Here is a 13,387-nt window from a genome sequence, read left to right on the forward strand (position 1 = left end):
CGGTCCGCAGCCATTATGAAGGAAGCGCATCGGAGGTGGGGAGGATTTCATGAGCGGATGGCGTGCGGAGGCGCCCGACTGGTTCGTCGAGGCGGTGGAGAGTCCCTGGGAAAGACGCTACGCCGACAGCGGCGGGGCGAAGATTCACTACCGCGTGCGCGGGGCGGCGGACGCGCCGGGCGTCGTGCTGTGCCACGGCAACGCCGCCCACAGCGGCTGGTGGGACTTCATCGCGCCCGCACTTGCACAGGATTACCGCGTCGCGGCGATGGACTTCGCCGGCATGGGCGATTCCGAGGAGCGCGCCCTGGTCACCCCCGACGGGTTCGTCGAGGACATCGTGCAGGTCATCGCCGGCATGGACTTCGCCGCGCCGCCGGTTCTGGTCGGCCACAGCTTCGGCGGCGGCATGTCGATGCGCCTGGCCGCCGACCGCCCGGAACTGATCCGGGGTTTCATCATGATGGATTCGCCCGTCTACCCGCCGGACGCGCCGCGCAACAGCCCGCCCAGGGTCGCGAAGCGCCTCTACCCCAGCCGGGACATCGCGCTGGAGCGGTTCCGTCTGATTCCCGATCAGCCGGTCGTGACACCCTATGCAGTCCGCTACATCGCCGAGGACGGCGTGATGGAGACGCCGAAAGGCTGGACCTGGAAGGCGCGCACCAACATCTTCGGCCATCCCGCCTTCGGCCCGGCGTTCTGGGCCGAGCAGCGTGACTATTTCCCGCGTGTCCAGGCGCCGACCACGGTCTTCTGGGGCGCCGAAAGCACGCTCTGCACGCCGGCGACGATGGAGTTCATGAAATCGATCGCCCCGCCGGGAACCGGATTCGTGGAGATGCCCGGCGCCTATCATCACCTGCTGCTGGACAAGCCGCAGGAAACGGCAGCCATGCTGAAGCAGATGATCGCGGGCTATTGACGCGGACGTAACCCCCGCTAACCTTGTCGGCGCGGCGCGTTTGCCGCTTACATGACTGGTGACGCTTTCTCAGGGCAGGGTGAAATTCCCGACCGGCGGTAACGGGGCTCAGGCCTCGAAGCCCGCGAGCGCCTCAGCGACGTTGAGGGTCAGCAGACCCGGTGCAATTCCGGGGCCGACGGTAACAGTCCGGATGGGAGAGAGAGCATGCGGCGCAACCCCGCCGAGCGGGCGCGCGCCGCGTTCACGGTTGCCGGGCATCCGCCCGCCACCGCGCCCTGGGCATGAGTCACCCGCTGGACACTGCGGGAGGACACCATGCCGACATTCGGACAGGAACCCCTTCTGTCATCATTCGGAACGCCGTTGCAGCGCGTGGAGGCCGCCTTTTCGGCCCTGCGCCAGGGCAACGGCATCCTGGTCGTCGACGACGAGGACCGGGAGAACGAGGGCGACCTCATCTTCGCCGCCGAGACGGTAAGCGAGCGCCAGATGGCGATGCTGATCCGCGAATGTTCCGGCATCGTCTGCCTGGCCATGCGGGGCGAGCTGATCGACCGCCTGGAACTGCCCCAGATGGTGGCCGCCAACACCTCGCGGATGGGTACCGCCTTCACCATCTCCATCGAGGCCCGCGAAGGCGTTACCACCGGCGTCTCGGCCACCGACCGGGTAACGACGGTGCGCACGGCGATTGCGGCTCAGGCCCGCGCCGATCATCTGGCGCGGCCGGGCCATATCTTCCCGATCAGGGCCGCCGACGGCGGCGTCCTTTCGCGGCGCGGCCACACGGAGGCAAGCGTCGACCTGGCCGCCCTGGCCGGGTTCAAGCCCGCCGCCGTGCTCTGCGAACTGGCCAATCCGGACGGGACGATGGCCCGGCTGCCGGAGATCGTCGCCTTCGCCCGCCGCCACGGCATGCCGGTGCTCTCGATCGAGGATCTGGTGGCCTGGCGGACGGAAGGCGCCGGACTCGAACGGGCCGGCTAGATGTGAGGTTGCGTTCCCGCAATCCTGGGCCGGAAGCATGAGCGCCCTCGGCGTGCGCGCTGCCCTGATCGGCATCGGCGCCTTCTGCATGGCCTGGGTCGGCGCCTGTGCGCCCGCCGGCACACCGGTTCCGACGCCGGACCCGACCGTGGACGGCGGCAGCCTCACCCGGACCGTCTATCTCGTGAGAAGCCGGCTGCACACCGGAATCGTCATGGCGCGCGACGCGCTGCCGTCGTCGCACCTGCCGGAAGCGGCGGATTTTCCGGACGCCCCGTTTCTGGAGTTCGGCTGGGGCGACCGCGACTACTACCCCGATCCGAATCCCACTGTCGGGATGGGTCTTTCCGCGCTGATGACCCCGACGGAGGCCGTGATGAAGATAGGCGCGCGCGGTCCACCACCCTTCGCGGGCGCGGACGATCTGCTGTCCCTGCCGGTGAGCGACGGAGAATTCGGGCGGATCGCCGAGGCGATCGACGCTTCGTTCGACCGGCCGGACGGCGGCCGGGCCGAGCCGATCCCGGGCGGGCGCCGGGGCGGGCGCAACTTCTACCCGGCCCACGGCCGTTTCCAGATGTTCAACACCTGCAACAACTGGCTCGCCCGCGTGCTGGCCGCGGCCGGGCTGGATGTCTCCACCACCGGCGCGATGACCGGCGCGGAACTGATGCTGCGCGTGCGCGCATTGCCGCGTGTGACGGAATGACGAAAGGCGGCTCGGCAACCCGCATCGTTCTGCGGCGGAGGGCAATTGCATCGGGCGGCGGCGCGCCATAGTTTTCCGCGTCACCGACCAGTTCCCCGGACCGGAAGCATGAACGCCCGCAGCGCGCGCGCAACCCTCGTCGGCATCGGCGCCGTCCTCCTCTGGGCGCTGCTGGCGCTGTTCACCGCCGCCAGCGGCGACGTACCGCCGCTGCAGCTGACGGCCATGAGCTTTCTGGTCGCCTTCCTGATCGCGCTGACGCTGTGGATCGTCAAACGGCGCAATCCGCTTCGCCGCCTGCGGCAACCGCCAGCGGCCTGGCTGCTGGGTGTCGCCGGCCTGTTCGGCTATCACGCGATGTACTTCCTGGCGCTGCGCACCGCGCCCGTCGTCGACGCCAGCCTGATCGCCTATCTGTGGCCGTTGCTCATCGTGCTGTTCTCCGCCCTTCTGCCGGGCGAACGGCTGCGCTGGTTCCACCTGGCCGGGGCCGTTCTGGGCTTCGCCGGCGCCATCCTGATCATCTCCCGGGGCGGCCTCGCCTTCGCCGGGCTCTCCGGCGGCTATTTCGCGGCGATGGCCTGCGCCCTGATCTGGTCCGGCTACTCGGTCCTCAACCGCCGCTTTCCCGACGTGCCGACCGACGCGGTGGGCGGCTTCTGCGGCGTCACCGCAATACTCGCCTTCGGCCTTCATCTGGGGCTGGAGCAGACGGTGTGGCCGGGCACTGCGTGGCAGTGGCTGGCGGTGCTGGGGCTCGGCCTGGGGCCCGTGGGCGGCGCCTTCTTCCTCTGGGATCACGGCACCAAGCACGGCGACATCCGGGTCCTTGGCGCGTCGGCCTATCTCGCCCCGCTGATCTCGACGGTGATCCTGATTGCGGCGCGGGAGGCGGAGCCGACCTGGCGGATCGGCCTGGCCTGCCTGCTGATCACCGGGGGCGCGGCGCTGGCGGCCCGCGAAATGCTGCGCCGCCGCCGGCCCGCGTGATAGATTGCCGCCATGTGGCGTCCGGATATCGTCGATCTCGGCCAGTTCTATGCCGGCCATCTGGGGCGTGTGGCGCGCCGTCACCTGACGGGCGACATCCGCCGGCTCTGGCCGGACGTGAAGGGCCAGCGCGTGCTGGGCATCGGCTACGCCACACCGTTTCTCAGGCCATTCGCGGACGAAGCCGAGCGGACGCTCGCGCTGATGCCCGCCAACCAGGGCGTCCGGCTCTGGCCCCGCACCGGCCCGAACCGGGTGATGCTCGCGGACGAACTGGAACTGCCCCTGCCCGATCAGAGCTTCGACCGCATCCTGGTGGTCCATTGCCTGGAGACGGCCGAGAATCTGCGCCCGATGCTGCGGGAGATCTGGCGGGTCCTCGACAGCGGCGGTCAGGCGCTGTTCGTCGTGCCCAACCGCCGCGGTCTCTGGAGCCGGGCCGAGAACACGCCCTTCGGCCACGGCCAACCCTATACCCAGGGCCAGCTCGTGCGGCTTCTGCGCGACAACATGTTCGATTCAGGCCGGGTCGAGACGGCGCTGCATCTGCCGCCCAGCCGCTGGCGGCCGGTGCTGCGCGCCAACCGCCTGCTGGAGCGGATGGGCCAGAGGCTCTGGCCCGGCTTCGGCGGGCTGATCATGGTGGAGGCGCAGAAACAGGTCTATGCGGCCACGCCGCTGATGGCGGCGGAGCGCAAGCGGAAACGGCGCCGCGCCCGCGCCGGCGTTGTCGCCACGCCGCAACGTGTCGGCGAAACCCTCAGGAAGTGATGAGCTTTTCCCGCATCAGGAAGACATAGGCGTCCTCCACCGCCTCATCGAGCGGCGTCGGCGCGTAGCCCAGTTCGTCCCGTGCCCGGGTGGAGACAATGGTCACCCGCCGCGAAACCATCTCCGCCGCCTCCGGCGTCACTTCAGGCGTCCAGCCGGTAATCGCGGCCAGCTTCTCCTCGAAATGGCCCATCGCCTTCAGCAGGAAGGGGGGCACCGTGCGTTTCGGAACCTTCTCCTGGCGCGCATGCCGGGCGATCAGGCGGACCAGATCGAGAAAGCGGGCGTGCGGCCCGCCGAGCAGGTAGTTCCGCCCGCGCCCGCCCTTCTCGAATGCCGCGACATGCGCCGCCGCCACCGCCGGACCGTGGGCGAAATCGCCCGCTCCCGGCGGCACCCCGGGCAGCCGCCCCATGGCGGCCATGGAGATCAGCCGCGCCCAGTTGTGACGGTCATAGCGTCCGATGATGTGGCTCGGATTCAGGATCACCGCGTCCAGCCCCTGGGACCCCACGGCATCCAGCACCGCTTCCTCGGCGGCGAGCTTTGTCCGGTTGTAGCCGATCCAGGCCGTGTCGCCGCCCTTGGGCGTATCCTCGGTGATCTCCCCGCCCGACCAGTCGAAGACGTTCCAGGTCGAGGTGTGCAGCACGCGCCCGACGCCGTTGTCGAGCGCCGCGCGGATCACGTTCCGCGTACCGCCGACATTGACCGCTTCCTGTTCGTCTGCCTGCTTCTTCCAGATCGACGTCAGCGCCGCGGCATGGAAGACCGCATCGCAACCGACCGGAATGCCGCGGCGAAGGCTGTCGATATCGGTGACGTCGCCGACCACCTGCTCGGCGCCCATGCGGTCCAGAAGGCGGGTATCGGAGGTCCGGCGGCGCAGCGCCACCACATGCCAGTCGCGCCGGCGGAGCTGTTCCACGAGGTGCAGCCCGAGGAATCCGGTCGCGCCGGTGACGAAGGCGGTACGATCACTCATGTCCCGAGTGTGGCCGCGCGACGCGGCGCGGATCAATCGGCGATGTGGGCGATCTGGATCTCCATCTCTTCCGGCGTCATGGGAAAGTCGACACCGTTGCGGGCCGGCAGGATCTGGCTCGGGGCCACCTTGGCGACGCGCTGCTGCACCATCAGGGCGGTGCGCATGGACAGCCCGGCCTCCCAGACCAGCGCCGTCGTCGCCTTGGCGTTCTGCATTTCCATGATCCGCTCGACGCCGGCGTCGGAACGGCCGGCGAGCAGCGCCAGGGCGCGGATCACGAAACTGCGGCGGTTCTTTTCCAGGGCGCTGCGCAGTACTTCGTCGTCCAGCTTGCCCTGTCTGGCCAGGTGCTCGGCGAAGTCCGCGTCCAGCTTGCCATCGGCGTCGCGATCCTCGGACAGGCGCTCGGACACCGCCTCGGCAAGCACGCGGCGGGTCTTGTTGTCCAGGCCGCCGCGCTCGGAAAGCTGTTCCAGCAGTGAGCGCGAGATGAACGAGGCGATCCGGCGCATCGCGCGCTGGGAGAGTTCCGGGCGCATGACGACCGGCTCATGCAGTTCCTCGAACCGCTCGGCCTCCTCGGCGACATTGTCGAGGGTGCGCGCGCGGATCGTGGCGGACTTGTTGTGCAGCAGCGCCGCGATCGACGGCATGTCCGCGGTGGCGACGATGGCGTCGCCGACCTCGGCGCCCAGATCGTGACGCCGGGCGATGGCGGGCAGCGCGCCGATCGTCACGCCGGCGGCGATGAGTTCGACCAGATCGGCGTCGCTGAGCAGCGGCGAATATTCGAGGATGGGCGCGGCGACGATGGCTTCCACGTCCTGCGCCAGTTTCATCACCGAGTCCTTCGGGATATCGCGGGAGGTCTTGACCGCCTCGGCGAGCGCCGCGCGCACCGCCGGCAACTGGTCCTCCGACAGCTTCTCCAGGGCCTGGATGGTCAGCTCGCGGAGCTTTTTCTTCTTCTCCGCCTTCAGCTCCGGCAGCAGTCGCCCGATCTTCCGCGCCAGTTCGATGCGGACGTCGTCGGCATCGTCCTCGGTGAGCTTGAGATTGGCCAGGCCCGGGGCCGCGTCATTCGACGCCACGGCCAGGCGCACGCCCTCGTCATCATCGTCGACAAGGTAATAAAGCACTTCGGGCTGTGTCTCGGGGTTCCCGGCCAGAGCCACGCGGTCGGCCGCATCCCCGCGCAGCAGCAGCGGCTTGGCTTCGCTGTAGTCGGGCGTCGTGGCGCGGGCGTCATCTGCCATCATCTTCTCCCGCCTCGGTTCGGAGCACTCGCCCACCACGATAGATCGGGATCGCTAACCTGCGGTTAATGACTTGCCCCGCCGGCGGCGCGGTCGGCTATAAATGCGCCATGCCTCTGACCAATCCCGAAGCACCCGACCTGCGCCATGTCGAGACATGGGTGTTCGATCTCGACAACACGCTCTACCCGGCGAGTTCCGACCTGTTCGCACAGGTCTCCGACCGGATGCGCGAATTCATCATGGACCTGCTGGAGATCGACGCCGAGGAGGCGCACCGGCTGCAGAAGGGCTATTTCCTCTCGCACGGGACGACCCTGAAGGGCCTGATCGACCATCACGGCATCAACCCCCGGGACTTCCTGGACTATGTGCACGAGATCGATCTTTCGCCCATTCCGCCCAATCCGGAACTGCCGGCGATCCTGGGCCGGCTGCCGGGGCGAAAGCTGATCTTCACCAACGGCTCCGTCCGCCACGCCGAGAACATCATGATCCACCTCGGGATCCACGAGCATTTCGAAGGCATCTTCGACATCGTCCATTCCGACTACGTGCCCAAGAAGCACGTCGAACCCTATCGCCGGTTCCTGGAAGCGCATGCGGTCGAACCGGCGAAGGCGGCGATGTTCGAGGACATGGCGCGCAACCTCGCCCCGGCGCACGAGCTCGGCATGACCACGGTCTGGATTCCGGGCATCAGCGAGTGGAGCTTCGACCATTCCGAGGGCGAGCACATCCACTATGTCACCGAGGATCTGAACCGGTTCCTGAGCGCGGCGCTCGATGTCATCGAGGGACGCCGCGAACCCGAGGAGGGACAGAACTGATGGCCCGTATCGCCCATGCCGGCTTCATGCACGAAACCAACACCTTCGCGCCGATCCTGACGACCTACGAGCATTTCGAGAAGGGCGAGGGCTGGCCGCCGCTGACCCTGGGCGAGGACATGCTGAAGGTCTTCCCGCCCATCAACATCGGCACCGGCGGCTTCATCAACGAGGCGCAGAACCTGGGACACGAACTGGCGCCGGTGTGCTGGTCCGCCGCCGTGCCCGCCGGCTACGTGACCGAAGACGCCTATGAGCGGATCACCGCGCTGATGCTGGAAGGGCTGGAACAGGCCGTCCACGACGGCGCGGACGCGATCTATCTGGACCTGCACGGCGCCATGGTGACCGAGCATCTGGAGGATGGCGAGGGCGAGCTGCTGGCGCGGCTGCGATCCCGCATTGGCGGCGACATCCCCGTGGTCGTCAGCCTGGACCTGCACGTCAACATCACCCGGCAGATGGTGGACCTGGCGGATGCGCTGATCGCCTATCGCACCTATCCGCATGTGGACATGGCCGAAACCGGCCGCCGCGCGGCGCGTCATCTGGACGAGCTGCTGCGCGGCCGGCCAAGCCAGGCCAGGGCCTTCGTCAAGCTGGACTTCCTGCCGCCTCTGACCGGGCAGTGCACCATGGTGGAGCCGTCGAAGTCGGTCTACGAACTGGTCGCGCGGCTGGAAGGCGGCGCGGTCTCCTCGACCAGCTATACGCCGGGCTTCCACCCCGCCGACATCCGCGAATGCGGACCGGCGGTGGTCGCCTATGCCGACGATCAGGAAAGCGCCGACCGTGCGGCGCAGGAGATCGCCGACTTCGTGCTGGCCAACGAAGCCGGTTTCGCCGAGCCCATGCTGGCGCCCCGCGCCGCCGTCGCCGAAGCCCTGCGGCTTTCCAACCGGGCGACGAAGACCGTAGTGCTCTGCGATGCCCAGGACAATTCCGGCGCCGGCGGCACCTCTGACACGACCGGCCTGCTCCGCGCGCTGGTCGAGGGCGGCGCGCAGGGCGCCGTGATCGGTCACCTGACGGATCCGGCGGCGGCCCGCGCCGCCCACGAGGCCGGCGTCGGCGCCCGGCTGACCCTGGCGCTCGGCGGCAAACTGTTCACAGAGGGCGACCCGCCCTTCGAGGCGGAGTTCGAGGTCACGGGCCTGTCGGAGGGCCGTTTTCTCTGCACCGGGCCATTCTATGGCGGCACCAACGCCAATCTCGGCAAGACGGCCGTGCTCACAACCGCCGGCGTCAGCGTCGTGGTCTGCGAGAACCGGATGCAGGCGGCCGACAAGGAAATGTTCCGCCATATCGGTATCGAGCCCGCCGACGTGCCCATTCTGGGCCTGAAATCGGCGGTGCATTTCCGGGGTGACTTCACCGATATCGCCGAGACGATTCTGGTGGTCGAAGCGCCCGGCGCGTTCGTCGACAACCCGGCGCGGAACGCCTACCGCAATCTGCGGCCCGGCGTCCGTCTGGGACCGCATGGCGCCCCCTTCGGCGGCTGAGCGGTTTTACATACGCCGCATGCAAAATACATGATGGCTTTTTGATCGCTCCCGCCTATCTTCGCGCCCCATGACCGCGACCGCACAACATCGCGCCACCCCCGAGGTGAAGCGCAACGTCGCCTTGCTGGCCACCTGTCAGGGCCTGGGCACGTCGACCATGTCGATGATGATCGCGATGGGCGGTCTCGTCGGCTACTGGCTGGCCGAGAACAAGGGCCTGGCCACCCTGCCCGTCACGACCGTCGTCACGGGCACGGCGCTGATGACCATACCCGCCGCTCATCTCATGGGCCGCGTCGGCCGGCGCGCCGGGTTCATGATGGGCACGATGCTGGGCGTCGCCGGCGGCTTCATGGCCTGCCTGGCCCTCTATCTGCAGAGTTTCTGGCTGTTCTGCGCCGCGACCGGGCTGGTCGGCATGTTCTCCGCCTTCGTGCAGCAGTACCGCCACGCCGCCGTCGACATGGCGCCCATACCCTTCAGGCCGCGCGCGGTCTCCCTGGTCATGGCCGGCGGCGTCGTCGCCGGATTTCTCGGTCCGGAACTGGTGAAATGGACCAAGGACATGGTGATCGACCTGCCGGGCCTCGGCGCGATCGCCATCCCCTATTTCGGCGCCTATCTGGGCGTGGTCGCGCTTTGCGTCATCTCCGCGGTTATCCTCTCGTTCCTGCGCATCCCGCGTCCGGTCCGCCGGACCCGCGCGGAACAGGGCCGGCCGTTGTCCGAGATCATGAAGCAGCCGGTCTTCTGGGTGGCCGCAGGCTCCGGCATGGCAGGCTTCGGCGTCATGAGCCTGATCATGACCGCGACGCCCCTGGCCATGGTGGGCTGCGGACTCGCCGACACCCAGGCCTTCACCGTGATCCAGTGGCACGTGGTGGCGATGTTCGCCCCCAGCTTCTTCACCGGTCACCTGATCAGCCGTTTCGGCGTTCTGCGAATCATCGCCGTCGGCGGCGTTCTGAACCTGATCTGCGTCGCCACTGCGCTTTCGGGCCTCGAGTTCCTGCATTTCTGGTCCGCACTGGTGCTTCTCGGCATCGGCTGGAACTTCATGTTCGTCGGCGGCACGACCCTGCTGGCCGAGTGCTACGAGCCCGAGGAAGCGCCCCGCGTGCAGGGGCTCAATGACTTCCTGGTCTTCGGCATGGTTGCCGTTTCCTCGTTGAGTTCCGGCCAGTTGCTCGAGTTCATCGGCTGGAACGCGGTGACGCTGACCGCCGTCCCGGTGATCGGACTCGCCCTGGCCGGCGTCTTCTGGCTGATGGCCACGCGGCGGGGCATGCGCCGCGCCTGACCGCGCCTGCGGCTCCCGCATGGGACTGCCGCAATCTTGCGCATCTGTTGCGCTGGACGGGCGGTTTTGGCATATAGCCGCCACTCTCGACGGCAGGGCCGCGTGTTCGGAGGGGTTTCGAGGCCACCCTGCCATTCGTTTCCGTTCGACAGGGGACATACAGAAATGGATACGACACTACTGCTCGTACTCGTCGCCGGGGCGCTGGCGATCGTTTACGGCATCGTCACGGCCATGCAGGTCATCGGCTCGCCCGCGGGCAGCCAGCGCATGCAGGAAATCGCCGCCGCGGTGCAGGAGGGCGCGCGCGCCTACCTCAATCGCCAGTACATGACGATTTCCGTCGTCGGCGTCGTCATCGCCATCATCCTTTACCTGCTGCTGGGCGGCCTGGTCGCGATCGGCTTCCTGATCGGGGCCATCCTGTCCGGCGCTGCCGGCTATATCGGCATGAACGTGTCGGTCCGGGCCAATGTCCGCACCACCGAAGGCGCGCGCGAGAGCCTGGCCAAGGGCCTCTCCATCGCCTTCAAGGCCGGTGCGGTCACCGGCATGCTGGTCGCCGGCCTCGCCCTGCTGGGCGTCGCGGGCTACTACGCGGTCCTGCTCGGCCTCGGCGTCGACGGCCGCGCCCTGATCGACCCGCTGGTCGCCCTCGGCTTCGGCGCGTCGCTGATCTCCATCTTCGCCCGTCTCGGCGGCGGCATCTTCACCAAGGGCGCCGACGTCGGCGCCGACCTGGTGGGCAAGGTCGAAGCCGGCATCCCCGAGGACGACCCCCGCAACCCGGCGGTGATCGCCGACAATGTCGGCGACAATGTCGGCGACTGCGCCGGCATGGCCGCGGACCTGTTCGAGACCTACGCGGTGACCGTCGTCGCCACCATGGTGCTGGCCTCGATCCTGTTCGTCGGCGACCTCGCCTACTCGACCATGATGTATCCGCTGGCCATCGGCGGCATCTGCATCGTCACCTCCATCATCGGCACCTACTTCGTGCGCCTGGGTTCGTCGCAGAACATCATGGGCGCGCTCTACAAGGGCTTCATCGCTTCGGCGGTGCTGTCAGCGATCCTGATCTGGCCGGTCACCAGCTACGTGGTCGGCATGGACACGGTCATGGAAGCCGGCGGCAGCAGCTTTACCGGCATGGACCTGTTCTTCTGCGCCGTCGCCGGCCTGGTAGTCACCGGCCTGATCATCTGGATCACCGAGTACTACACCTCGACGGAGTACCGCCCCGTTCGCTCGGTGGCCAGTGCTTCCAACACCGGTCACGCCACCAACATCATCCAGGGCCTCGCCATCGGCATGGAATCGACGGCGATCCCGGCGCTGATCATCTGCACCGGCATCATCGTCACCTACGGTCTCGCGGGCCTGTTCGGCATCGCCATCGCGGTCACCGCCATGCTGGCGCTGGCCGGCATGGTCGTGGCGCTGGACGCCTATGGTCCGGTCACGGACAACGCCGGCGGCATCGCCGAGATGGCCGACCTGGACGAATCGGTGCGCAAGACCACCGACGCCCTGGACGCGGTCGGCAACACCACCAAGGCGGTGACGAAGGGCTACGCCATCGGCTCCGCCGGTCTCGGCGCCCTGGTGCTGTTCGCGGCCTACACGCAGGATCTGAAGTTCTTCGCCGCCAATCCGGACCTGTATCCGTACTTCGCCGGCGTCGTCGTCGACTTCGAGCTGTCCAACCCGTTCGTGGTGGTCGGCCTGATCTTCGGCGGCCTGCTGCCCTTCCTCTTCGGCGCCATGTCGATGACCGCCGTGGGCCGCGCCGCCGGCTCGGTCGTCGAGGAGGTTCGCCGCCAGTTCCGGGACGATCCGGGCATCATGGAAGGCACCTCCAAGCCCGACTACAGCCGGGCCGTGGACATGCTGACCAAGTCGGCGATCAAGGAAATGATCGTGCCGTCGATGTTGCCTGTGCTGGCCCCGATCGTGGTGTACTTCGTCATCTTCGCGGTGGCGGGCAAGGCCGAGGCCCTGGCCTCGGTCGGCGCCATGCTGCTGGGCGTGATCGTCACCGGCCTCTACGTCGCGATCTCCATGACCGTCGGCGGCGGCGCCTGGGACAACGCCAAGAAGTACATCGAGGACGGCAATCACGGCGGCAAGGGCTCCGAGGCCCACAAGGCCGCAGTGACCGGCGACACGGTCGGCGATCCCTACAAGGACACCGCCGGCCCGGCCGTGAACCCCATGATCAAGATCACCAACATCATGGCGCTCCTGCTGCTGGCGATCCTGGCGCACTGAGCGGACGGACCACGGTCCCGAAACAGAAGGCCCCGCGGGAGCGATCCCGCGGGGCTTTTGCTTTTCCGGTGCTGCCGGCGGCGGCGTTCAGAGAACTGCCGGCGTCTCCAGATATTCGTCGTAGATGCGGTCGCGGTGCGCCATCAGTTCGCCGGAGGCCGCCGCCTTCACCTCTGCGGGCGCCGTCTCCCACATCTGGCGGAAGCGCGGGTGCATGGGCAGCTTCTCCTCGGGCAGCGGCGCCAGCAGATTCGAGAACACGGCCCAGTAGATATCGACCGCGGTCAGGCTGTCGCCCACCAGAAAGCGCCTGCCCGCGATCCGCGCCGACAGCCCTTCGAGGATCTGGATGACGCGGCCACGATAGTCCTCCTCTTCCCGGTAGCCGTATTTCCCGGCGAGGAACTTGCCCACCTTGGGGTGGAAGCCGCTGGCGCCCTCGCTCGCGAACCCCTCCCCGACAAGGAGATTGCGGGCCGCCCAGCCCAACCCCATCTCGCCGCAGATCTCGTGGGCCAGCCCCATGACAACGGCGCGGCCCTCGAAATCGGCGGGCAGCAGCGGCGTATCAGGCGCGAGGCGTTCAGCCAGCAGCAGGATCCCTGCCCAGCCGGTGCGCAGCGGCTCGTCATCATAGGCCACGACGGGTGCCGACGAATCGCCCGCCCACTGGGCAATGGCGTTCTCGGGATCGTCTTCCGACTGCCCCGCGTACTGGCAGTCCAGTCCCTTGACGTGAAAGATGCCCTTGGCCGCCTCTGTCCAGGGGCTCGGCACGGCGCGCAGGCACGCCATGCGCAGCCCGGACATCGCCCGGGCCTCGGTGATGGATACGAATCTCGACATGTG

The 13,387-nt window shown here is 68.0% G+C and carries 12 protein-coding genes and 1 riboswitch; of the genes, 9 read left to right on the top strand and 3 right to left on the bottom strand.

The genetic code is table 11. From position 1 onward, the window contains the following. The first annotated feature begins 49 nt into the window (after nucleotides 1–49). The 5 genes from CWC60_RS08170 to CWC60_RS08190 all read left to right on the top strand — a co-directional run bounded on the left by CWC60_RS08170 (nucleotide 50) and on the right by CWC60_RS08190 (nucleotide 4,385). A complete protein-coding gene (locus tag CWC60_RS08170; RefSeq protein WP_109793508.1) occupies nucleotides 50–925 on the top strand; it encodes an alpha/beta fold hydrolase in 876 nt (291 codons plus the stop codon). A gap of 61 nt (nucleotides 926–986) precedes the next feature. After that, nucleotides 987–1,134, top strand: a riboswitch (FMN riboswitch). A 109-nt stretch (nucleotides 1,135–1,243) separates the two neighbouring features. Further along, nucleotides 1,244–1,915, top strand: coding sequence for a 3,4-dihydroxy-2-butanone-4-phosphate synthase (gene ribB, locus CWC60_RS08175; protein WP_109793509.1), 672 nt, complete (start codon nucleotides 1,244–1,246; stop codon nucleotides 1,913–1,915). A gap of 37 nt (nucleotides 1,916–1,952) precedes the next feature. After that, nucleotides 1,953–2,624, top strand: a complete 672-nt coding sequence (locus CWC60_RS08180) for a DUF2459 domain-containing protein (RefSeq protein WP_109793510.1) — start codon at nucleotides 1,953–1,955, stop codon at nucleotides 2,622–2,624. A gap of 108 nt (nucleotides 2,625–2,732) precedes the next feature. Further along, nucleotides 2,733–3,614, top strand: a complete 882-nt coding sequence (yddG, locus tag CWC60_RS08185; protein WP_109793511.1) for an aromatic amino acid exporter YddG — start codon at nucleotides 2,733–2,735, stop codon at nucleotides 3,612–3,614. Between the two features lie 12 nt (nucleotides 3,615–3,626). Further along, nucleotides 3,627–4,385 carry a class I SAM-dependent methyltransferase gene (locus CWC60_RS08190; RefSeq protein ID WP_109793512.1) on the top strand — a complete coding sequence of 253 codons (759 nt, stop codon included), beginning with the start codon at nucleotides 3,627–3,629 and terminating at the stop codon, nucleotides 4,383–4,385. On the opposite strand, the gene CWC60_RS08195 is transcribed toward CWC60_RS08190, so the two are convergent. Further along, complete coding sequence (locus CWC60_RS08195) at nucleotides 4,375–5,370, bottom strand: NAD-dependent epimerase/dehydratase family protein (RefSeq protein WP_109793513.1); 996 nt, start codon at nucleotides 5,368–5,370, stop codon at nucleotides 4,375–4,377. The genes CWC60_RS08190 and CWC60_RS08195 overlap by 11 nt on opposite strands. A 32-nt stretch (nucleotides 5,371–5,402) precedes the next feature. Beyond that, the gene (locus CWC60_RS08200; RefSeq protein WP_164516432.1) at nucleotides 5,403–6,629 is read right to left on the bottom strand and encodes a DUF2336 domain-containing protein; all 1,227 of its coding nucleotides are present in this window, start codon (nucleotides 6,627–6,629) and stop codon (nucleotides 5,403–5,405) included. 110 nt (nucleotides 6,630–6,739) lie between these two features. On the opposite strand from CWC60_RS08200, the gene CWC60_RS08205 reads away from it, so the two are divergent. From CWC60_RS08205 to CWC60_RS08220, 4 genes are all read left to right on the top strand, one after another. Beyond that, nucleotides 6,740–7,459: a pyrimidine 5'-nucleotidase gene (locus CWC60_RS08205; RefSeq protein WP_109793515.1), complete on the top strand. Its 720-nt coding sequence runs from the start codon at nucleotides 6,740–6,742 to the stop codon at nucleotides 7,457–7,459. Further along, nucleotides 7,459–8,964 carry a M81 family metallopeptidase gene (locus CWC60_RS08210; protein ID WP_109793516.1) on the top strand — a complete coding sequence of 502 codons (1,506 nt, stop codon included), beginning with the start codon at nucleotides 7,459–7,461 and terminating at the stop codon, nucleotides 8,962–8,964. Before CWC60_RS08205 ends, CWC60_RS08210 begins: the two co-directional genes overlap by 1 nt. 70 nt (nucleotides 8,965–9,034) lie before the next feature. Then, nucleotides 9,035–10,267 (top strand): MFS transporter, encoded by a 1,233-nt coding sequence (locus tag CWC60_RS08215; protein WP_109793517.1) that lies wholly within the window; start codon nucleotides 9,035–9,037, stop codon nucleotides 10,265–10,267. A gap of 165 nt (nucleotides 10,268–10,432) precedes the next feature. Next, on the top strand, nucleotides 10,433–12,538 hold the full coding sequence (locus CWC60_RS08220) for a sodium-translocating pyrophosphatase (protein WP_109793518.1): 2,106 nt from the start codon (nucleotides 10,433–10,435) through the stop codon (nucleotides 12,536–12,538). 87 nt (nucleotides 12,539–12,625) lie between these two features. On the opposite strand, the gene CWC60_RS08225 is transcribed toward CWC60_RS08220, so the two are convergent. Next, nucleotides 12,626–13,384 carry a glutathione S-transferase family protein gene (locus tag CWC60_RS08225; RefSeq protein ID WP_109793519.1) on the bottom strand — a complete coding sequence of 253 codons (759 nt, stop codon included), beginning with the start codon at nucleotides 13,382–13,384 and terminating at the stop codon, nucleotides 12,626–12,628. Nucleotides 13,385–13,387: the final 3 nt, after the last annotated feature.

The organism is Minwuia thermotolerans (genome assembly GCF_002924445.1).
Lineage (GTDB): Bacteria > Pseudomonadota > Alphaproteobacteria > Minwuiales > Minwuiaceae > Minwuia > Minwuia thermotolerans.

Excerpts from the sequence above, each read along its gene's own strand:
- ribB (WP_109793509.1), top strand. The coding sequence starts at position 1,244 with ATGCCGACATTCGGACAGGAACCCCTTCTGTCATCATTCGGAACGCCG.
- CWC60_RS08180 (WP_109793510.1), top strand. The coding sequence starts at position 1,953 with ATGAGCGCCCTCGGCGTGCGCGCTGCCCTGATCGGCATCGGCGCCTTC.
- CWC60_RS08190 (WP_109793512.1), top strand. The coding sequence starts at position 3,627 with ATGTGGCGTCCGGATATCGTCGATCTCGGCCAGTTCTATGCCGGCCAT.
- CWC60_RS08195 (WP_109793513.1), bottom strand. The coding sequence starts at position 5,370 with ATGAGTGATCGTACCGCCTTCGTCACCGGCGCGACCGGATTCCTCGGG.
- CWC60_RS08215 (WP_109793517.1), top strand. The coding sequence starts at position 9,035 with ATGACCGCGACCGCACAACATCGCGCCACCCCCGAGGTGAAGCGCAAC.
- CWC60_RS08220 (WP_109793518.1), top strand. The coding sequence starts at position 10,433 with ATGGATACGACACTACTGCTCGTACTCGTCGCCGGGGCGCTGGCGATC.
- yddG (WP_109793511.1), top strand. The coding sequence starts at position 2,733 with ATGAACGCCCGCAGCGCGCGCGCAACCCTCGTCGGCATCGGCGCCGTC.
- CWC60_RS08205 (WP_109793515.1), top strand. The coding sequence starts at position 6,740 with ATGCCTCTGACCAATCCCGAAGCACCCGACCTGCGCCATGTCGAGACA.
- CWC60_RS08170 (WP_109793508.1), top strand. The coding sequence starts at position 50 with ATGAGCGGATGGCGTGCGGAGGCGCCCGACTGGTTCGTCGAGGCGGTG.
- CWC60_RS08225 (WP_109793519.1), bottom strand. The coding sequence starts at position 13,384 with ATGTCGAGATTCGTATCCATCACCGAGGCCCGGGCGATGTCCGGGCTG.
- CWC60_RS08200 (WP_164516432.1), bottom strand. The coding sequence starts at position 6,629 with ATGGCAGATGACGCCCGCGCCACGACGCCCGACTACAGCGAAGCCAAG.
- CWC60_RS08210 (WP_109793516.1), top strand. The coding sequence starts at position 7,459 with ATGGCCCGTATCGCCCATGCCGGCTTCATGCACGAAACCAACACCTTC.